This window comes from Pseudoalteromonas sp. AWH4_217 (assembly GCF_056161105.1).
The window spans coordinates 21,813-42,491 of record NZ_JBSWYM010000019.1; the positions used below are offsets into that span (position 1 = coordinate 21,813).

Here is a 20,679-nt window from a genome sequence, read left to right on the forward strand (position 1 = left end):
AGCAGCTGTTTTTAAAGTTATTTTTTCGGTCAAAGGCCAGTCTGTGCAGGCTTATGACCGAGCTGACATCAGTAAAAAACCATTAGAAAACACCCTGTATACAGGGGCAAAGGTCATACTATGATAAGGATCCTGTCGGCAAAACAAGGTAAGCAAACGCGTTGGTTTGCAGGCGTGTTCAGCCTGTTTTTGCTTCTGTTGATTGCACTGGCGTTGTTTTTCTTTGAGCGCAAGCTGCAACGCGAAGTACAGCTTGAAGTAGAAAGCCAGCTCAAACTGAATACAGCGCATATTGCAGAACAATTTGAGCGGCGCTATCGGGCTGATTTAAGCTATCTACACTTTTTGAAAGACACCCCGCCTTTTCCGGGCATAGCCCGCGCATTGAAAAACAATGGCGTTGATCCACAGGACAGCCAGCCCATTGAACTATGGAAAACGCGCATCGCCACCATCTTTAAATCTCTTATTCATAACAACTCCGAGTTATTGCAATTGCGGATAATCATGCCGGATGGCCGGGAGTTTGTCCGGGTGGACAGGCTAAGGGGCAAAGTTGCGCGAGTTTCTGAAGCCAAACTGCAGGATAAATCGAATAAAGATTATGTTCAGGAAACTCTGGACCTGTCCGAAGAAATGCACTTTGCATCGCGTATTTCGCTGAATTTTGAGAATAACAAAGTTCAGCGACCGTTTACCCCTGTGCTGCGTATCGCCATGCCTTTGTTTGATGCAGACAACGATCTGTTTGGTTTATTGGTACTTAATTCCAGTGCCCGGCAGCTGATTGAATTGCTCAATGATGACACCGCAGAGTATTATCTGACCGATCATCAGGGGCACTATATTTATGGCCCTGAGCCGGTGTTTCATTACACCCGGGATCTGGCCAACCCACGTCTGTTTGATGACGACTTTAGGTTACACAGCACGGCAAAAGGGCGGGTTGACGGTGCGGCAAAACACGGCTCTTTGGCAATGCAGGTTGCCATACAGCGAGAGTTAAACAGCGGTTATCAGGGACCTGGGCAAGAAATGGTTATTACCGCCATTGCCCTGCCGCAGCGGGCTGCGGTGCTGTTAAATGAGCGACGCTTGTCAAGCTATATGCTGCTGGCTGTTGTGACCTTGGTGTTGCTATTGTTTATGGGAGGCATTGTACTTTTTTATCGTAATCGTGAGCAGTATCAGGAAGACAAGGCGGTCTATGAGTCTATTATTGACGGGGCTGATGAGCCTATTATCAGTTTTGATACTCAGTTGAATGTGCAGACCTACAACAGCGCGTCTTTGCTGATTTTCCCCAGTCTGGCAGCCAGCGAGCGGCAGCACAAAATTACCGACTTAATTGAGTTACCCATGGATCGTTTGCAGGACGCTGTGTCTTTCTTCAAAAATGAAGACGGCACAAAAGACACAGACTGGTACGAAAGCTACACGTTACAAGACCAGATCCGGCATGTAAATTTTACCGTTTCACCTGTACGCGGTCCCGACAGTCATCTGGTTGGGATCACCTTATTTGGTCGCGACACAACCAAAGAGAAGCTTAGCGAGCAGCAAGTTAAAAGTGCCAACGAAAGTTTGGAGCGTTTGGTACAAGCGCGCACGGCAGAGCTGGAAGCAGAAAAAGCCAAGGCGGTAAAAGCCTCGGCGGTTAAAAGTGCCTTTATCTCTACCATCAGCCATGAAATGCGCACGCCACTAAATGGTATTTTGGGCACGCTTAACCTCATTCGTCGTGAACCGCTCACCAAAAAACAGCTGTCTTATCTGGAAATGACCGAAACCAGTTCGTCGACACTGGCCTCTTTGATCAACGATATTCTCGATTTATCAAAAATTGAGGCCGGTAAGCTGGAACTCGAACAAGAGCCGCTCAATCCTATTTCAGTGGTAGAGCATGTTGTCACTTCCATTTCGCTAAAAGCCTATGAGAAGCAACTGAGCCTGGTGGTGGACGTAACAGATGTTGGCTTTGTTGAGCTGGCAGGAGATGCCGGACGGATTAAGCAAGTCGTCTTCAACCTAGTAAGCAATGCCATTAAGTTCACCAGCAAAGGGTGTGTTTGCGTACGTGCTCAGACTACGCAGGAAGAGGGTAAAGTGTTCCTGACGGTGACCGTGGAGGACACCGGAGTTGGGATAGATAAACACAACCACCATAAAATTTTCTCTGCTTTTACGCAAGAAGACAGTGGTGTCAGTGCGGAGTTTGGTGGCACCGGGCTGGGTCTGTCGATTTGCAAAAATCTCTGTGAATTAATGGGCGGAGAAATTGGCTTTGAGTCGCAGAAAAACGTTGGCAGCAAGTTTTATTTTACTCTGCCGTTTGCGCTGGATACAGCCAAGCCTAAGCCCCATGAAAATACCCTGGATGGACGGCGCTTCGAGCTTTATGTGAGAGATACCCGCGAGCACAGTTATCTTTCACATGTGATAGGTAAATATGGCGGTATTGTGGTGGAGCGCGATGGTGAGTTTGTCGTGCTTGATCATGACCACCCCCATATGCAGAATGTGGTCGATACCCCTATATATGAACGAACCATAGTGTTGTATAGCGAGTTTACGCATCAGAATGTTACACAGGGGTATCTGGCTAAACTGGTTAAACCTATCCGTTTGGGGGCTTTTTTGTCGGTCTTTGACCAGGATGCGATTGCCAAGATGCTGAAAAATCAGCATCAGGTCATGGTACCCAGCATACAATGTACTGAGCAGAACGACCTGGGCGGTGCAACGGTGATGATTGTAGATGATAATCAGATCAACCGGGAAGTTGCCCGGGGGATCCTGCAGGGGATCCATACCCAGGTTGTGACCTGCCAATCAGGCCACGAGGCACTGAGCGCACTATTAAACGCCGAAAAGAACAACCTGCCTGTATTTGCCGTTTTAATGGACTGCAATATGCCAACTATGGATGGCTACCAGGCAACGCGTTTAATCCGGGAAGGAAAAGGGGGTGAGTCTTTTCGTCATATCCCGGTGATTGCGATGACGGCCAATGCGATGTCGGGAGAGCGCGAACGGTGTCTGGCTGCGGGCATGGATGACTACGTGACTAAGCCCATACAGCCCAAGTTGTTGTTTGATGTGTTGTCTAAGTTTAAGTCTTACCAGCAGCCAGCAAAGGATTATTATTCATCACATCAGCCCGCCAATACGCCTTCACCTGTCCCCTCTGGGCAGAGTGTGCCAGTTCAGGAGGCTGGGCAGGCGCCTGAACTGTCGGGTAAAGTGCTTGAGGTGGATGGAACCATTGCACGTTTGCAAGGCGATTCTGAGCTGTATCTGCAAATTTGTATGCTGTTTTATAATAAAGCTCCTCAGAAATTGTTATCTCTGAAGGAACACAGCAAAAAACAAGATCATGCTCAGGTGAAGCAGATCAGCCATGCCTTGCGCGGACAAAGCGCAGACATAGGAGCACAGCGGCTGACCCAGTTACTGGCCAAGCTGGAAGAAGGCGCCAGCCATGAAGATGGAGCCGATTACGACACGCTGGTCGACAGCATTGAAGCTCAGTATCAGGTCCTGGAGCAGGTGCTGCAAGAAGACGTGTTTAATGTGTCACCGGCTTCAAAACAAAGCAATGAAAGTTAGCGACTCGACACAAAGGACAAAGTGCCGGGCACTTCAAAACAATGGCGGGGCGAAATAAGGCGAGTAATGTGACAAACCACCTGGATGCACCACAACAGAACAGCAGGCCACTGTGGCAGCTGCTTTGGCCTTTATTGCTCGTCATGGGGTTGGGCACCTTGGGTGGCTGGTATAGCCACCAGTCTCATCTACAAGGTATTGATACGAGGATAAGAGAGGCGGTAACAGCCGACCTGACACAGCTTACTCAGGCTGTGCAAGAGCGGATGGCATTGTATCGGTATGGCCTGGCAGGCTTGCGCGGTGCTACTCAGACTGTGGGGGTAGAGCACTTTGACTACACGCGTATGCAGCGTTATGCCGGCAGTCGCTATCATGAACAGGAGTTTCCCGGTGCCCGGGGATTTGGTTTTATCCGGTTTGTACCTTTCGAAAATAAAGCGGAGTTTGTGCAGGATGCGCGACAGCAACGCCCTGATAAACAATTTGATATCAAGCAGCTAACGCCCCACGAACAAAGTTTGTATGTGATCCAGTTTATTGAACCTGAATCGCGCAATAAACAGGCTGTAGGGTTGGATATTGGCTCTGAAACAATGCGCCGGGTTGCGGCAACTGAGGCCGCCAGACGTGCCGAAGTAATGCTGACGGCACCCATCACTCTGGTGCAGGCCAATCAGAAAGTACAGCATGGCTTCTTGATTTTAATGCCGGTTTATACCCAAAGTGATGCACCAGATACCCCGGCAGAGCGCATGTCGCAACTTGCGGGCTGGAGTTACAGCCCAATATTAATTGATGAAGTACTGGGTTCATTAACCTGGATTAAACGCAACCTGGTTCTTAAGGTCAAAGACATAGACCGCCAGGCCAGTACCTTGTTTTTTAGCCGCGGCGAAGCACAGATACAGCTCAGCCAGTATCGGGCACATAGTGTGATGCAGTTGTACGGTCGCACCTGGCGGCTCGAACTTAGCCCTACGGCCGATTACATTCAGGGACTTGGGTTACCCAGCCCATACCGGGCATTGCGCGAAGCGGTCATGATCACTCTGGCATTGATGCTGGTGGTATTTTGTGTGCAATTGCTGGTCTTGCGTGCACATCAGTCTAAAGCACATCAACTGGACTTGTCTGAAACCCGCGAGAGGGCGCTATCTGAAGCCAATGCCGTATTAGAGCAAAAAGTTCAGGCCCGAACCGCTGAAATAGAACAAGTGGGTGCACTACAGCGCAGTATTTTAGACAGTGCGACCTATTCGGTGGTGGCAACCGACGTGGATGGGGTCATTACGGTGTTTAACCCTGCGGCCGAGAAATTGCTGGGTTACAAAGCTGAGGAAATGATTGGCAAACTCACGCCCGCAGTGTTTCATCTGGAACTGGAAGTGGTTCAACGTGCCGAAGAACTATCACAGGAGTTGGGTTATCCTGTGGAGTCAGGCTTTGAAGCCTTTGTGGCGAAAGCGCGGCTTGGCAAAAATGACATCAACAACTGGACCTATGTTAAAAAGAGCGCACAACTCACCCCCGTGCGGCTGAGTGTATCACGGTTACAGGATAATCAAGGCCAGCTGGTGGGATTTCTGGGGGTGGCGTATGACCTGACTGAACAACTGGAGCATGAACAGGCTCTGGCAGAAGCCAAACAAGTGGCAGAGCAGGCGACCCGGGCTAAGTCTGAATTTTTGGCCAATATGAGCCATGAAATCCGCACACCCATGAACGGTTTGTATGGCACTTTACAGCTACTGAATGAAGAACCCCTGTCCAGCAGAGCGAAGGAATACCTGGAAAAAGCGACTTATTCAGCCAGAGCTTTGATCACTATTATCAATGATATTCTGGATTTCTCAAAGATTGAGGCTGGCAAGCTGACGTTGGAGGTTCGGCCGTTTAACCTGAGTGAGTTGATCAGCCATATTCAGGCAGATTTGCAAACGGTGGCCTCTCAGAAAGGGATCTACTTATCTGTGACGGGCAGCTTTGAGCACGCTAATTGGGAGGGAGATGCCGTTAGGATCCGACAGATACTACTTAATCTGCTTTCTAATGCCATTAAGTTTACACAACGCGGTGGTGTAGATCTCGAGATTGAAGAAGTACAAGGTGAGCCAGGCGTGGTATTTACCGTGCGCGATACTGGTGTGGGCATTGGCAAAGAAGCGCTGGAGCGCTTGTTTCAACGCTTTGAGCAGGCCGACAAATCAACCACCCGAAAATTCGGTGGCACGGGTCTTGGTTTGTCTATTACCCATTCTCTGGTTGAATTGATGTCAGGCAGTATTGATGTGCAAAGTATGGAAAACGTGGGTAGCGTGTTTACGGTATTTTTACCGTTAGAAAAAAGTGCCAATACACAGGTGCGTTTTTCAGAGGAGTTGGTGGCACTTCCTGAGCTGTCTGGTGTTCGGGTTTTGGTGGCTGAGGACAACGAAATTAACCAGTTGGTGATCCGTGCCTTGCTTGATAAAAGTAACGCGGATGTGGTGCTGGCAGCAAATGGCCAGGAAGCGGTCACTCAGGTAAAACGCCAGCGCCCTGATTTTGTCCTGATGGATATTCAGATGCCTGTGATGGATGGGCTTGAAGCCTGTAAGTTAATAAAACAGCAACATCCGACATTGCCAGTGATAGCCCTGACTGCTAATGTGTTAACCGAAGACAGACAAAAATATCAGCATGCAGGTTTTGATGGTTACATTGCTAAGCCCATTGAGCAAACAGTGTTGTGGCAAGTGATTACTGAATGTGCTTTGCAGCCAGATAACGCGCTGGGTCGGTTGAAATCTGTATAATAGGCTATGATTGTAGTGTTATCCTCGTTAATTAACTCAGGCTGTTTAACCTGTCTTAGTGTTGGGGGAGAATGGCAGAATCCGAGGTAAACGGGATGGAATTCGATGTTTGAAATTGTACACAGTATCGAGAGTTGTACGGTATTGGTGGTCGACGATTCAAAGCTGGTCCGTAAGCTGGTCAGCAGAATACTAAAGCCAGTTTGTCGCACAGTCAGCTTTGAAAGTGCAGAAACAGCGTTAAAAGTGTGTCATAAAATTAAGCCAGACTTAATTGTTATGGACATTAATTTAGAAGGCATGTCAGGGCTTGAAGCATGCAAAGCGCTCAAGGCACAACCTGAACTTGCCGATATTCCACTGCTTTTTATCACCTCAAACCAGGAGCCAAAAGTACAGGAAAAATGTTGGGATGCAGGCGCTGTAGATTTCATTGAAAAACCGCTCGTTGCCAGTACGCTGGTGAAACGTATTACAACCCACCTCAAGTATAAAGTGCAGGCCGATATCCTGACCAACCAGTCGTTTGTAGATGGTCTGACCGAGTTGTATAACCGTCGCTTTTTTGATATCGAAATTGACCGTCTGTTAAAAGATAGCTTACGGCGCCGTGTGCCCTTGACCTTGTTGCTGATAGATATCGATTTTTTTAAGAAATTCAATGACAGCCTGGGCCATCTGGAAGGGGATCAAGCACTAAAAAGCGTGACCAGACAAGTATCTGAGTGTACCCGGCGCCCCGTAGACTTGGTTTGTCGCTATGGGGGGGAGGAAATTGCGGTACTGTTACCAGATACATCAATACACAGTGCCCAACAGTTTGCATCTGAGGTAGTACAAAGCATAGTGGATCTGGCCATTGTCCATCCGTGTTCTCCTCACAATTTTGTGACTGTGAGTGTGGGCTTGTCGTGTACAGGAAGTACCAAAGCTGCTACGCCTGCCGAACTGATTGAACAGGCAGATAGCGCGCTGTATAACGCAAAAGAGTCTGGCCGCAACCAATACCAGGCATGTATGGCTGTGTCGTCATAATAAACCTTTCAAGTTTTGACTATTCACCTGCTTGCAGAGTTAATGTTTTGCTTGATATGGCAGAGGCGCTTTGTTCACTTACTAAAAGGCTAGCCGTTACTTTCTTGACAATACTCTGATGCACAGTGTGCGTGCGGTCTCATCCAGTTTGGAGCCGAACAGTTCAAAGAATGAAATATTGCAGTGTCGTATGTATCCGATACAGGCCAATGCAAGGAACAACCAAATAAGGTGATTTTGCCAGGCATTCAGAGCCCACTGGCCCTGCCAGGTGTATCCGGTCTGATTGAACGGATATAAGTACTGGATTGGCCATTGATACCCACCCGGCCCTCTTGAACCGGTTAGATCGGTGAGCAGGTGTAAATGAACCGCGAAAAATGACATCAGCCATACACACATTTTTTGGGTTCGAGCCAGTAAACTTGCACAAGTTGCGATACTAAGCGCAAACAGCAGGTTATGGCCTAAAACATGATGCCACTGGTGATAGAATCTCGTTGTGCCTGTGAGCCAGTCAGCCAGCAGGCCGATGCCATCTGTGTCAGGGGACAAGCCCGCTAAAGTGATAAGTATCCGTTCTCGCTTCGTTGAGACTGTACTGGCACCGCATAGCCAGCTCATCATCAGGTGCCCACTCGGTGTCATGTATTCCTCTGGTGGTTGTGTTTGTCTATTTAGCAACGCGGCGTCGGACTAAGATTACGCAGCATGTTACATGGCAGGGGTAATCCCATTCAAACAAGTAGCTGTCCACTTTTTCAGGCCAACGCTGAGCTTTGCCGAGGGCTACCCAGATTAAAGCTACAGACATTTTGCGGTTTTAGATAATACAAAACCTGAGGGCGCCTGCACGACTACTAGCTTTGAATGAGTCACTTTTTTGAATGGGTTAGTATAAACTAGCCCCATATTAGATTATACAAAGCAATAAAAATGAGTACAGTGCTACCTATCCAGGCCGTTTATGATCAACTGCTATCGCAACTCACTACGCAACCCCGAGTCCTGTTGCAAGCGCCACCTGGCGCGGGTAAGTCGACCTGGCTGCCGTTGCAACTGATGCTGGATGGACACTTTAAGCGCATCATAATGCTGGAACCCAGGCGACTGGCTGCACGTAATATTGCCCGTTTTCTGGCTGCGCAACTGAATGAGGCTGTCGGTGAGCGGGTGGGTCTCAGGATCCGCCAGGAAGTGAAAGTCTCCGCACGTACCCAGCTTGAAGTTGTGACTGAAGGCACGTTAACACGCCTACTTCAGGCAGATCCTGAGTTGGAAGGGGTCGATTTACTTATCTTTGATGAGTTTCACGAGCGCTCTTTAGCAGCAGATACGGCATTGGCATTTGCACTGGAGTCACAACAGGCTTTGCGTGACGACCTGCGTATACTGGTTATGTCGGCGACTCTGGATAGTGAGCGATATCAGCAATTTCTGGATTGCCCGGCAGTGCGCTCCGACGGACGTAGCTTTCCGATTGATGAGATATATACCCCGCTCAAAGATGAAAGCCGCTGGCTAGAGCAAATCCCGTCCATAGTGCGTCAGGCACTCAGTGATCAGACTGGCAGTGTACTGGTGTTTTTACCTGGGCAGAAAGAGATTCGATATGTATCCGATGCACTTCAGGACACGATTGTTGCTGAACCACATCTGTTGTTAGCAACATTATCCGGGGAGCAGGATAAGCAAACTCAGCAGGCTGCCATTGCACCTGCACCTAAAGGAATGCGTAAGGTGGTACTTACTACCAATGTAGCCGAAACCTCATTGACGATAGAAGGTATCCGTGTTGTCGTAGACAGTGGCAAGCGGCGGGCAGCGCATTACAACCTGCGTACAGGCGTAAGTGAACTGATAACCCAGTCTATTTCTCGTAGCTCCGCGGTGCAACGAGCGGGGCGGGCAGGGCGTATTGAAGCCGGGGTCGTTTATCGGTTGGGGAGTAAGGCGTTGTTTGAACGTCGAGATGCCCATGACCGGCCTGATATTCTGTGTAGTGATCTGAGTGGTCTGATGCTTGAAGCTAAAGTGTGGGGCAGCGAAATTCACGAACTGGCGTTACTGGATATGCCCACAGATGCGCAGCTTGCAAAGGCGAATGAGCTGTTAAGCGCTCTTGAGCTGATAGATGATCGTGGACGGGTTACGCCATTGGGCAAACAGGTCCAGTCGCTGGGGACGGATCCTCGCTTCGGGCATATGTTATTAAAGTCACAAGAGTTGGAAGCTGAATATCCGGGTATTGTAGAGCTTGGCTGTTATTTTGTTGCGCTATTAGAGAGCCGGATATCGGCATCCGCTGAACTCAGCGTTGCCCTGCAGCAGCAAGCTTCTCGCCCTCACCCTGCGTTTCGCCAGCAACTGTTATTCTGGTTACGCCGCGCACAGTTACAGCATAGATCTGGTGAACTGGCGATAGAGCATTTACCGCTGGTGGTTGCGCTGGCGTTTCCGGACCGCCTGGCAAAACGTCGTGGGCAGGGCTGGGTGCTGGCAAATGGGGCCGGTGTGAGTGCGCACAAGGAATATTGGCAGGATGCCAACTACCTGGCAATTGCCGATTTAGGCGGACATAAAGGTCAGCAGATATTTAGCGCAACTGCTTTTGAGCCCAAACATGTTCAAAACGCCTTGCCTCATTTGTTTTGTGAACGTGATGTATGTGAGTTTGAGCAAAAATCAGGACAGTTTGTACATGAGCAACGACTGTATCTGGGACATTGGATCTATACCGTGAAGCCTGCGCCCGGCCCGATAGACACTGAGTTACGAACTGAGGCCTGGCTGACTCTGGTTCGCCAGCAAGGTCTGTCGATGTTTAAAGACTATGCGGACTGTGAAGACTTATTGACCCGGATGGCGTTAGTACAAGCGCTATACCCTCAGGAGTTTCAGGCAATTGATGAAGCCAGCTTGCTGACAAAGGTGGATGTTTGGCTTGCGCCCTATCTGAACGATGTGAAACAACTTCCCCAGTTAAAAAAGCTTGATTTACACGCTGCCTTGTTAAGCAATCTGGAGTGGTCGCAACAGCAGCGTCTGAATGCGTTATTACCTCAGCGAGTCACTGTACCAAGCGGATCAAATATACGTATTCACTACCAGCTTGATGGTCCGGCCCGTTTATCGGTGCGAATGCAGGAAGTATATGGAATGAGTCATAGTCCGGTATTATGTGAGGGTCGTCTGCCGGTACTGATGGAACTCCTGTCTCCGGCGCAGCGCCCGTTGCAACTCACCCAAGACCTGGCGCATTTCTGGCAGTCCAGTTACCGTGAAGTACAAAAAGAGATGAAAGGACGCTATCCTAAGCACTTTTGGCCAGATGATCCGGCAACGGCTCAGGCAACGAATCGGGTAAAGAGCCGTATGTGATCCCTGGCTGGCGGGTTGTTTTCAAAAGCAGCTTTAATTCATCGCGTACCGGGCGTCAGTGCGACGCTTTTGTCATCAGAGAATGTCGTTGTTTCGATGTGTATTGGGGTTGCTTCCCGTCGCCATATTACTTAAACCAATGATGGTTGAATCACAGTATGTATTGTTGTGATTCTCGCAATGTTTTGGGGTTGTGCTATTCTGAATAGATCTATCACACAGTGTTTCGGGCGCATGTGAAATTAAAACACCTGCTTATCGCAACCTTTATCGTAGTGACGGCATTACCCCTGTTTATTGGACTGTACTCTCTCAACAGTTACACGGGCGTGCAGTATCGGGAGCAGGTTAAGTCTAATCTGAGTGCGATTTCACAAATAGCCAAACTGCGGATCCTTGCTGGCGTAGAACGCGCAAACGACAATGTGGCGCAAATAGCCAGCAGAACGCAGCTGCGCCGATCATTGGCGTTGTGGAATAACACGCAGGAAACCCAGCACCAGGCGCAAATCACCCGGATCATTAATGATGCCGCCATAGACAGGTCTTACCTTAAGAGCATAGGCGTGTTTGATAGTCAGGGACAGTTTGTTACTGCAACCAATGGGTTTGAAAAGCTCGATAGCCTGGCAGCTGCACAATTTGAAGATCGTCCCATACGTCTGGAACAGCATAATGGGCAGGTGCAGTTAAGCCGTGTGGCGCCTTTGTTGTTAGACGGACGACTGGTAGGCTATGTTAAGGTGAATTTTTCGACTCAATTCCTTAATCAACTGGTCAGAGACCGAACCGGTTTGGGTCAGACTGGGGAATGGCTTATTGCTGTACAGGACAGCAATGGCGACGCCCTGTTTGCGACGCCTCTCAAGTACGACCCTAAAGCCGCGTTCACGCGTACAGTCTCCTTTACCGAAGGCACTGTGCCCATTATACAAGCCTTGTCTGGAAATGAACTCGTCCTGGAGCAGTCCCCTGACTATCGTGGCGTCCCCGTGCTCGCATCAACTCGTTACATCGAACAGTTGGGCTGGGGACTGGTGGCCAAAATGGATGAAAGCGAAGTGAATGCCATGGTCTATGCCAATCGAACGGTTATCTATGCCGCTGAGCTGGGTATTGTGTTAATGGCTGTGATTGTGGGTATTGGGTTGTCGATTTACATTTCTCAGCCCATTGAGAACCTCAAATCCTATATCGAAAAAGTAACCCATGAGGGGGAGCTGAGCGATCCACCAAGGGTCACGCGTGGCTGGCAAGAGGTTCGTGAGCTGACTGCCCACTTTAGCTATATGATGCGCACACTCAGGGCACTGAATGATAACCTGCAAGACAAAATTGATGAACGTACGGCGGAGCTCACTAAGGCGAATGCTTTGCTGGAAAAGACCGCCAACCAGGATCCATTGACGAACCTGTTTAACCGACGTTTTTTTACATTGCGTTTTGAGCAGGAGTTGGACCGTTCATCCCGTTACGGGTGTTTGTTTGCGCTGGTTTTGCTCGATATTGACTATTTTAAGCAGATCAATGACCAATGGGGTCATGATATGGGTGATGAAGTGCTTAAAGAGGTTGCACGGTTTTTATTGGCGTCGAGTCGCAGCTCTGATTTGGTCGCGCGTATTGGTGGCGAAGAGTTCTGCATTTTGATCCCTGAATGTGAACAGGACAAAGTGATTGTTTATCTGGAACGTCTGCGTTGCGATCTGACTGAACTAAACTTTACCGCAAAAGATACCTTGTTTACCATTTCAGCCAGTTTTGGTGTGGCATTTTACCAACCCGGTATGGACAGTGGAAAAATACTTTTAAAACAGGCGGATGAAGCACTTTATGATGCAAAACGCGCAGGTCGTAACCGAGTGCGCATTTTCCAAGGGGAGCTTCATGCCTAGCTTTCAAGCTACTCTTTTTTGTAAACATCACCCGAGCGGCCTGGTATGGCTACCTTCTGGTAAGCGCAGTAGGTGCTTGCCACTGAGTTCCTAAATTGCATTTTAGTGGATTGTGTTTTTTTACAATGTCTTTAATATTAATATTTTCATGGTAACTTAGCTTTAAACGTCCCTGCTAACTATGTCTGATCTTACTTCTTTTGGTTAATTTTGTGTTAAATTTAAGTTGAATATCCAGCTGTGCTTGTTTAACATGATTGCGGCAGGTGGCTGAGATCGTTCTATTCAATAAGAAATGAAAGGAAAAGCCCATGAAAGCTACTACCAAGAAAAACGACCATCGTTTAAATGTGAAAGCAAAGAAATTGAAGCAGTTAAACGGTTATGGCTTGTCAAAAAAACAACTTGCTAAGGTATTTGGCGGCATAACTTCTGATGGCGACCAGCCCAGAGACTGTGAGCAGAGTACTTTGTCGTCGCAATACTGCTAGTGTCGCGCTATATAAAGGACAAAACATGAGTGAGTTTTATCTAGTAACGGGATGGACGTTACGATGTTTACAGCTGATGGTTGTTATATATTTGTTGTATTACTTCAAGCAGTACAGGTTAAATCTTCTGTTCGGTGGAAAAGCGAGTCTTAAAACAATCTCAGATCATAAACTTCATTCATGTTTCCTGACTGCTCTGACGTGTCTGATTTTCAATATAACAAGTGGCCAACTGGCATCATTTATCCTTGCTTTGGAAATCGATTTGCAGATAAAGATCCAGATATATTACTTCACCTTGGTGTGTTGCGGGGTTTCTTATGCGGTTACTCTGTATATTGTGCACTTGATCCGAGGTTGTTTGTTCACACAGGCTGCACGCTATACATTATATATTACTTTCTTACTGGTTCTGTTGAATGCGTTACAATTAATATTGAGAGGTTTCCTTGAAAGCAATACAATTTATGCGTTTTATGGTCCAATAACCGTTTGCGCCAATATTATGATCTGGTTAATTGTTGCCAAGTATCCATTCTATAAGTTTATGGAATCGCGGATCAGACAGGAGGCATAAGCATGCTATTGTTAGCATTGACAATTATTGCGCTATTTTTATTGCTTGCCATTATGATAGGGGCGTGTATTCAGGGGACTGAATTACATGGACCCGAGAAAAAAGTGCAGAATTTCTTTATGCGTTTTCGGGCTGAAGAAGATGCTAAACAAGAACTATATGAATCGGCGTATCGGATCGTTATGGATTTAGGTGATGCACTGGATGAAGAAGATATTATCGCGCAATGTGATGCGGTTCGCAGTGCACATGACCGAGCCCGAGCCTTTCGTGCCAGGGCGGCAGATAACGCCATGCCTGTGTCTTCTTCAGTATTGAGGCAGGGCCTCAAGGTCGTCAAGTAACCCGGTTCTATAATAGGGTTTTATAGACAATGCTGACCTGTGCTCATCAGGTCAGCATATGGATTGTGTTGTACATTTTTAGAAATTAATGACTGTCGACACGGCTTCTTCTTTCGCAGTTTCTATCGACAGCTTAATGGTGCGTTTTTGCCAGTCTATATCTAGCATGCCGTAGTTGCTGCCAGATTTGTTGATCAGGTGACGATTGCTGGTAGTCAGGTCCGCAATATCTTTGCTGACTACACCAACCTGGCCGGTTGGAATCGTCGCACCACTGGCCGCACAGTTACCCCATTCACCTTTTATGCCATTGCCATTCTCGTCTACCTCGGTGTAGCACCAGGGCTTATCATGGTCCCGGGTAATACAACCCTGATAGGTCACGGCAGCGTACTTGGCTGGAAACTTACATTGCTTGGTATAGTTGCCATCTCCTTTGGTATCTGCGTATACAGGCAAGCGCAGCGGGTTCTCAATATGATAGGGCCAGTTTTGACCAAACCCGGAAGCTGTTACCTCATAGACTCTGGCCATTTTACCGTGCTCTGTACTGGCGGGGATATCTTTTTGTAGTAGTTCACCCCAATGCTGGTCGCCGGATAAGAAAATCACGGCCTTTGCGTTGCCTGCATTGATTGATTTTTGTACTAATCGTAACAGGCGTTCTCGCTCCAGAGGAACCTCTGCCCAGGACTCATAGCTGGTGCCTGACATCTCTGATTCTTGCAGGTTACTCAGTGCTTGCTCAAACTTTTTACCATCACCATATGCACAGTAACTGTTACGACTGCGACCCTGATATAAGGGGGGAAGGACTTGGATCCCGCTGGCAATGAGCTTTATTTCAGAGGGCTTGTTGAGCTCCTGTTCCAGCCATTGCCACTGTTGCTCACCAAGTATCGTCGTGGCGTCGCCTTCACATGCGCCATAATTAGAAAAGGTGGGAGAGCGGAAATATCGCGCGTCCAGTGTTATGACATGGGTTTGCTCGCCTTTCTGTCCCAGCATTTTGGCTTCATAAATGCCCGCCCGGCCATTTAGTCTGGGATCATCTGCGGGCGCATCAAAGTGTCTTAAGTATTCGAGCTGGCTTTGTGCACGTTTAGGGTAGTGTTTGCCATCATTATTGCGACCAAAGTCGTGGTCGTCCCAGGTCGCCATGACCGGGATCCCGGCTGCCAGAAATTTTTGATATTCAATATTGCGTTTCTTATCATCATATTTCTGCCTCATGGTGCTCATATCTGTGGTGTCGGCATAGATATTGTCGCCCAGCCAGAAGAATAAATCGGGTTGGTGTCCTATCAGGCGTGCCAGCGCTTCAGGCATATCGCCCTGTGTTTTAAAGCAAGAACCCAGTGCAACCCGGTCAAGGCGTTTGTTCGGTTGAGGGTGAGTGTGGCTTATGAGTGGTTCAGGCTCTTCGGTGGCACACTCTTCCCAGCTACCTTGTTCATCAACATAGCACCAGGGGGCACTATGATTGCGTGTTGTACAACCATAAAATTGCTCTCCCTGATAGTTGGAGGGAAGGTTACAGCTTTTTCCTGTGACTGTGGTAAACGCTGGAATGGTCTCAACTCTGACATTACCCCAGCTAGAGCCGTCAGTGGCTTGCTTCAGGTAACACCATTGGCTACCTGAGTTATTTTTATCGGTGGTACCCTGATAGCTGGCACCCAGATAGCTAAAGGTACTCTGACATTGGTCGTAATGTACCTCAGGTGCACCAAGAGAGTGGAAACTGCTGAGTGCAGCGCTGATGCTAAGTAATAAGCGTATTTTTTTCATTGTTTTACCTGGTATTAACGTAAGCAGCGCGACACGTTTGTGCTCGCACATTCTGTTTGTATTTCCTTTGTTAATTCAACCCAGATTGCCTTTGCTAATTGTAGTGTGTTGGTGCTCGGGTCGTTCTCTTCCTGCTGAGAAGGCGCTATTTTAGAGACGAGATGTGAAAAAATGCTTTCAACTTTATGTCAAAATCATGTTCTGATGCTTTGTGCGTTTTATTGTTGTGTTTTCTTGTCAGTTTGATGTGGAAAATTAATTAATGCCGTATGTGTAATGAGGGGATGATTTATGAGACCTTATTTTTTGTATCTATTTTGTTGCAATGGTTCTTTATTTGTTTCTAATCAATTTTTATGAATATTTTCATTGCTAATTTTGTTTTTGTTGGGTAATTTATTTCTGCTGATTTAGTCTTGTTGTCTATTGCTTTTCAGTGTTATTTTTACTAAATAAGGATGATTTAAATGAAACTTAAACTAAACAAAAAGAATCTTGCGACTCTATCTAATAATGCCAAACCATTTGCGAAAGAGTTAACACCCCAGGTTGCTGGTGGTGCGCCGGTTAAGCCTTGTACGGGTTGTGTAAGCGGGTGTGGTATTATCCCGGAAATGTAATTATTTAATGTTGTATTAAACGGGCGTTGAAGCGTATTTTATACAGCCCGTTTTTTATCGTTAAAGTGTTTGACAAGTTTTTGTTTTATGTGTTTTATTGGTTTTGGTTAGTGAGGGTAATATAAAATTAAATTTAGATGGAATTATCTTTTATAAAACAAAAGATAAAAAATCTAAATCAAAAAGGAAAATTAGCCCTCAAGGAAACTAAACGTATTGGTGGTGGCTGAACAACTCAAACTGGATGTTATGAAGACGGTTGAGAGCGTCACTAAATCTATTATTCAATAATACGCTATCACATTAGATCCAACCCGTTTGTACCATAAAGTGAATTTGCGTGTTTTAGCACTTTGTAACTTTAATCTTTAACTACAATGTGTTTATTCGAAGTAAATGACCGCTTATTTTAATTGGTATATCCGATCTATTTAAACAGAAGGAAACTCGTTATGAAACTAGCAGTGAAAAAACAAAAACTTAAAAACCTGAATGACAGCATGAACATCAATGCCAAAGAAACAATTAAAGTTGCAGGTGGCGGTACAGCGACTTCAGCTTTGAGTGGCTGCAGAGAAGAGCCTTGCCAGCCGTTTTAAAATAACTGGGTGGCGACTTTTACATGGCTCACTTTGTAAGTTTGAGTATGTAAAGAAAGTCTCCTGTCATTTTTTAATCGGGCCACAGATGTGGCCCGATTTTTATTCCGCTTCTTAACACCTTAACTTAGCCCGTCTTCATTGGTCATACCTGATTGACATCAAAAACCAATCTTTTATTACTAGTATCAAAGTATTAAAAGGTGTAGGTTAGTTCATGCATCAAATTAATTTTAATAACTAATTCATGTCAAGGATGCGCTAGTTATGACAGCCTGTTCACTAAGGCAGGGTCTGGCTATTGTCTGACATGGTGTATGTGCCACTTCTGATGTTGTTAAAGCGCCTGCTTGCTATACAGGGGTTACATCAGGGGTGGCTGTGGTATACATTTTGCCGGTTCCCCCAGCCTGGAACTGAGCTGCTTTGTGCTGTAGGAGTTTACGTGCAATTAAAAAACCGTTTGAGTATCGTTGCTGTTCTGCTTGCTGTAATTCCCTTACTTATCACCTGCTTTGTTATCGGCTTGCTGGCATATCAGGAAGGAAAGGCCGCCGTAACAAAAGAAATTGAAAATAACCTGGTATCGCGTCGCAACGCGATGCAAACTCAGGTTGAACGCTATTTTAAAACGATTTCTGATCAGGTCGTGACCCTGGCAGGATCCACCATGGTGATAGACGCCAGTCGGGCTTTTTCCCAGGCATTTACAAGTTACCCACTTGCCACCTCGGATGAAGGTCCCGCTCTGAGTCGTTATTATAGTACCCAGTTTCTCCACCAATACGAGCAAAAAAATCGCGGTGATAGCCTGAGTATGAGTCGGCTGCTCGCAGGTTTGAGCCCCACGGCCCGGGCTTTACAAACCCACTATATCGCAGCTAATCCCCACCCGTTAGGCAGTAAAGATCAGCTTCTGGATGCAGGTGACAATAGTACCTATAGTGCGGTGCATCGACGCTATCACAAAGCGTTACGAGAGTTTCAGGCGCGTTTTGGCTTTTACGATGTGTTTATTACAAATCCACAAGGGGATGTCGTGTACTCCGTATTTAAGGAACTGGACTTTGCCACTTCCTTAACCGTTGGGCCGTTCCGGGAGTCTGGTTTGGCAAAGGCCTATGAGGCGGCTCGTACACAACAGGTACGCCAGGGTCACTTTGTGGATTTTAGTCCCTATCTGCCTTCTTACAATGCTGCTGCTGGCTTTGTCAGTTCCGCGATTCTGGCTGATGATGGCACGCTACTTGGTACTTTGATATTCCAGTTACCTGTTGATGAGATTAATCGTATGTTGACGCTGGATGGACAGTGGCGTGCTCAGGGGCTGGGAGACAGTGGTGAGGTGTATCTGGTCAATCAGCGCAAGCTGTTGCTGAATAACAGTCGATTTTTTGTCGAAGATCCGGGGGGCTTTATCGCGCAGCTCAGAACCTTCAATGTTGATACAACCATGGTTGATAACATTGAGCAGAAACACACGACCATAGGTACACTCCAAATTGATTCTCCCGGCACCCGCGCTGCGCTGGCAGGCCAAAGTGGTTTTGCTATTTTTTCGGACTATCGGAGTGTGCCTGTGGCATCAGCCTATGCGCCGTTGGATATTGACGGATTACATTGGGCGATTGTGAGTGAAATCGATGAAAGTGAAGCGTTTGCAATGATTTCTGAGCTGAAGTATTCCGTGCTCAGTTCCTCTGTTTTGTTCGTTTCTGTGGCTGCGATCATCGCAAGTCTGGTTGGTTTCTATGTGGCGAATCGTGTTACACGACCAGTCATTGCTGCCAGTAAGGCGATCCGTGGCATTGCCGATAATAACGACTTCAGACTGCGTGCGCCCGATGAAGGAGATGATGAGATCCGTGATTTAAGTCGTTCAGTAAATAGCTTGGTTGAGCGGTTGCAGCATAATTTCGCTGACTTGCTACACAGCGCTCATACACTCAAGGAAATGTCAGTGGCGCTCTCTGATCGCGTGGCAGGCCTCATTGATGGTGTCAATAAGCAATCGCAGGATTGTGAGCAGTCGGCTACGGCCGGGCAACAAATGCAATATACGGTACAGGAGGTGGCCAGCAGCGCACTCAATACTTCAGAACAGACCCACCAGGTGAGTTCTTTGACCAGCCAAACTAATCAACTAGTGGAGCATTGCGCTGAGGTCTCAGAGCAGCTGGCTGAAGAAATGGACAAGGTCGGGGATGTGATGAATGGCTTGTCGTCTCAAAGCGAACAGATAGGAAGTGTGCTGGATGTGATCCAGTCCATAGCAGAGCAAACTAACTTACTGGCGCTGAATGCCGCCATTGAGGCTGCTCGGGCTGGTGAATCCGGGCGAGGTTTTGCTGTGGTAGCAGATGAAGTACGGGGGCTGGCGCAGCGCACTCAGCAGGCAACCGAAGAAATTGAGCAGATGATTAAGGCGTTGCAAAGTGGAGTGGGCGAAGCTCGTCAGTCCGTGCAGCAAAGTCGCGAGCGCTCTGTTGATAATGCAGAAACTTCTGAGCGGGCAAAAGACTCGTTGATCGATGTGTCTGATGCCATTGAGCAGATTGTGGCGATGAATACTCAGGTTGCGACGGCAGCAGAAGAGCAATCGGCGGTTGTGGCACAGATCAGTCAGGCCATCAGTGCCATTAGTGAGGAGGCCAATGGTAATCTGGGGCGTAGCCAGGATATTGACGACCGATCACAACATCTGGCGAAGCTTGCCGTTCAGCTGGACGATATTCTGGCACGTTATCAGGTATGATTTTTACTGTCTGTTGCGAAGAGGATCTTTAGCAATATAAGCCACCTCTCCCAGTGGGTTGTAACTACTGGGTTTGTCTATTTGGAACACTGCCAGACGCTGATATAAATGTGGGATCAGTAGATGAGTAAAGCCACCGCCATTGTGCTGTGTGCTGTCTAGCCAGGCGTTGAGCTCGGCAGGCGAAGGTGGCAAAATCAAAGGGCTGGCTTTGTCGTGGTAACGGCGTAGTTTAGGGTGTGCAGGCAAGGTGATCACTGAGCAGGAGTAGTGTTTTTGCCCATTGTCCGGGTGGTGCCACACTTTATATAACCCGCCTAAGCATAATGCGCCATCAGGGGCGATAAAATCATAATAATGCTGTGGCTTGCTCTTGGTGAAAAGGGTTTCGCCAAAGCCTTTTACCACGATAATACAGCGGCTGTAGTGAAATGGCAGATAGGCAGCGCTGCCTTTAACGTGAAGTTTGTCATAGCGACTGTTAAATGACGTGTATTTGGACGGTTTAAAACCTTGCCCGGGCTTTGGCTCTAGCAACAGCCACCAGGTTGCGCTACTGAGTTGCCGCTGGCCATTTTCTTCATGCACAATACTGATGCTGTCCGCTGCTTTTTTGAAGCGGCCAAAGTGCATGTTTTCTCTCGGGTTCGCAATGCCCAGCCCCTCTAATATCTCGATCACAAAGGGATCATCGGTGATATTTAATCGCCCACACATAATACGCTCCTGTTGTCTCTGTTACTTTAACTGACTCTGGTTGTCACTGCTTGATCTGGATTAACCG

The 20,679-nt window shown here is 47.5% G+C and carries 13 protein-coding genes; 10 read left to right on the top strand and 3 right to left on the bottom strand.

Annotated features, from left to right (window positions below):
* Positions 1 to 120: 120 nt before the first annotated feature.
* The 3 genes from ACXAH1_RS20055 (at position 121) to ACXAH1_RS20065 (ending at position 7,442) form a co-directional block, all read left to right on the top strand.
* Positions 121 to 3,609 carry an ATP-binding protein gene (locus tag ACXAH1_RS20055; RefSeq protein WP_475199060.1) on the top strand — a complete coding sequence of 1,163 codons (3,489 nt, stop codon included), beginning with the start codon at positions 121 to 123 and terminating at the stop codon, positions 3,607 to 3,609.
* Positions 3,610 to 3,677: 68 nt separating this feature from the next.
* The gene (locus tag ACXAH1_RS20060) at positions 3,678 to 6,407 is read left to right on the top strand and encodes a CHASE domain-containing protein (RefSeq protein ID WP_475199062.1); all 2,730 of its coding nucleotides are present in this window, start codon (positions 3,678 to 3,680) and stop codon (positions 6,405 to 6,407) included.
* A gap of 105 nt (positions 6,408 to 6,512) precedes the next feature.
* The gene (locus ACXAH1_RS20065; RefSeq protein ID WP_475199064.1) at positions 6,513 to 7,442 is read left to right on the top strand and encodes a diguanylate cyclase; all 930 of its coding nucleotides are present in this window, start codon (positions 6,513 to 6,515) and stop codon (positions 7,440 to 7,442) included.
* Between the two features lie 96 nt (positions 7,443 to 7,538).
* On the opposite strand, the gene ACXAH1_RS20070 is transcribed toward ACXAH1_RS20065, so the two are convergent.
* The gene (locus ACXAH1_RS20070; RefSeq protein ID WP_475199067.1) at positions 7,539 to 8,090 is read right to left on the bottom strand and encodes a metal-dependent hydrolase; all 552 of its coding nucleotides are present in this window, start codon (positions 8,088 to 8,090) and stop codon (positions 7,539 to 7,541) included.
* A 297-nt stretch (positions 8,091 to 8,387) separates the two neighbouring features.
* On the opposite strand from ACXAH1_RS20070, the gene hrpB reads away from it, so the two are divergent.
* The 4 genes from hrpB (at position 8,388) to ACXAH1_RS20090 (ending at position 14,130) form a co-directional block, all read left to right on the top strand.
* Positions 8,388 to 10,823, top strand: a complete 2,436-nt coding sequence (gene hrpB / locus ACXAH1_RS20075) for an ATP-dependent helicase HrpB (protein ID WP_475199154.1) — start codon at positions 8,388 to 8,390, stop codon at positions 10,821 to 10,823.
* Positions 10,824 to 11,059: 236 nt separating this feature from the next.
* Entirely contained in the window at positions 11,060 to 12,718 is a 1,659-nt protein-coding gene (locus ACXAH1_RS20080) for a sensor domain-containing diguanylate cyclase (RefSeq protein WP_475199070.1), read from the top strand.
* 311 nt (positions 12,719 to 13,029) lie between these two features.
* Positions 13,030 to 13,209, top strand: coding sequence for a hypothetical protein (locus ACXAH1_RS20085; RefSeq protein ID WP_475199071.1), 180 nt, complete (start codon positions 13,030 to 13,032; stop codon positions 13,207 to 13,209).
* Between the two features lie 579 nt (positions 13,210 to 13,788).
* Positions 13,789 to 14,130, top strand: a complete 342-nt coding sequence (locus tag ACXAH1_RS20090; protein ID WP_475199073.1) for a hypothetical protein — start codon at positions 13,789 to 13,791, stop codon at positions 14,128 to 14,130.
* A gap of 78 nt (positions 14,131 to 14,208) precedes the next feature.
* Here the strand turns inward: ACXAH1_RS20090 and ACXAH1_RS20095 are convergent, their stop codons facing one another.
* The gene (locus ACXAH1_RS20095; RefSeq protein ID WP_475199076.1) at positions 14,209 to 15,921 is read right to left on the bottom strand and encodes an alkaline phosphatase D family protein; all 1,713 of its coding nucleotides are present in this window, start codon (positions 15,919 to 15,921) and stop codon (positions 14,209 to 14,211) included.
* Between the two features lie 467 nt (positions 15,922 to 16,388).
* On the opposite strand from ACXAH1_RS20095, the gene ACXAH1_RS20100 reads away from it, so the two are divergent.
* The 3 genes from ACXAH1_RS20100 (at position 16,389) to ACXAH1_RS20110 (ending at position 19,895) form a co-directional block, all read left to right on the top strand.
* On the top strand, positions 16,389 to 16,541 hold the full coding sequence (locus ACXAH1_RS20100; protein ID WP_475199078.1) for a hypothetical protein: 153 nt from the start codon (positions 16,389 to 16,391) through the stop codon (positions 16,539 to 16,541).
* 452 nt (positions 16,542 to 16,993) lie between these two features.
* Positions 16,994 to 17,140, top strand: coding sequence for a hypothetical protein (locus ACXAH1_RS20105; protein WP_475199079.1), 147 nt, complete (start codon positions 16,994 to 16,996; stop codon positions 17,138 to 17,140).
* Between the two features lie 445 nt (positions 17,141 to 17,585).
* Positions 17,586 to 19,895, top strand: coding sequence for a methyl-accepting chemotaxis protein (locus ACXAH1_RS20110; RefSeq protein WP_475199081.1), 2,310 nt, complete (start codon positions 17,586 to 17,588; stop codon positions 19,893 to 19,895).
* Between the two features lie 3 nt (positions 19,896 to 19,898).
* Here the strand turns inward: ACXAH1_RS20110 and ACXAH1_RS20115 are convergent, their stop codons facing one another.
* Positions 19,899 to 20,612 (bottom strand): SOS response-associated peptidase family protein, encoded by a 714-nt coding sequence (locus tag ACXAH1_RS20115; RefSeq protein WP_475199083.1) that lies wholly within the window; start codon positions 20,610 to 20,612, stop codon positions 19,899 to 19,901.
* Between the last annotated feature and the right edge of the window lie 67 nt (positions 20,613 to 20,679).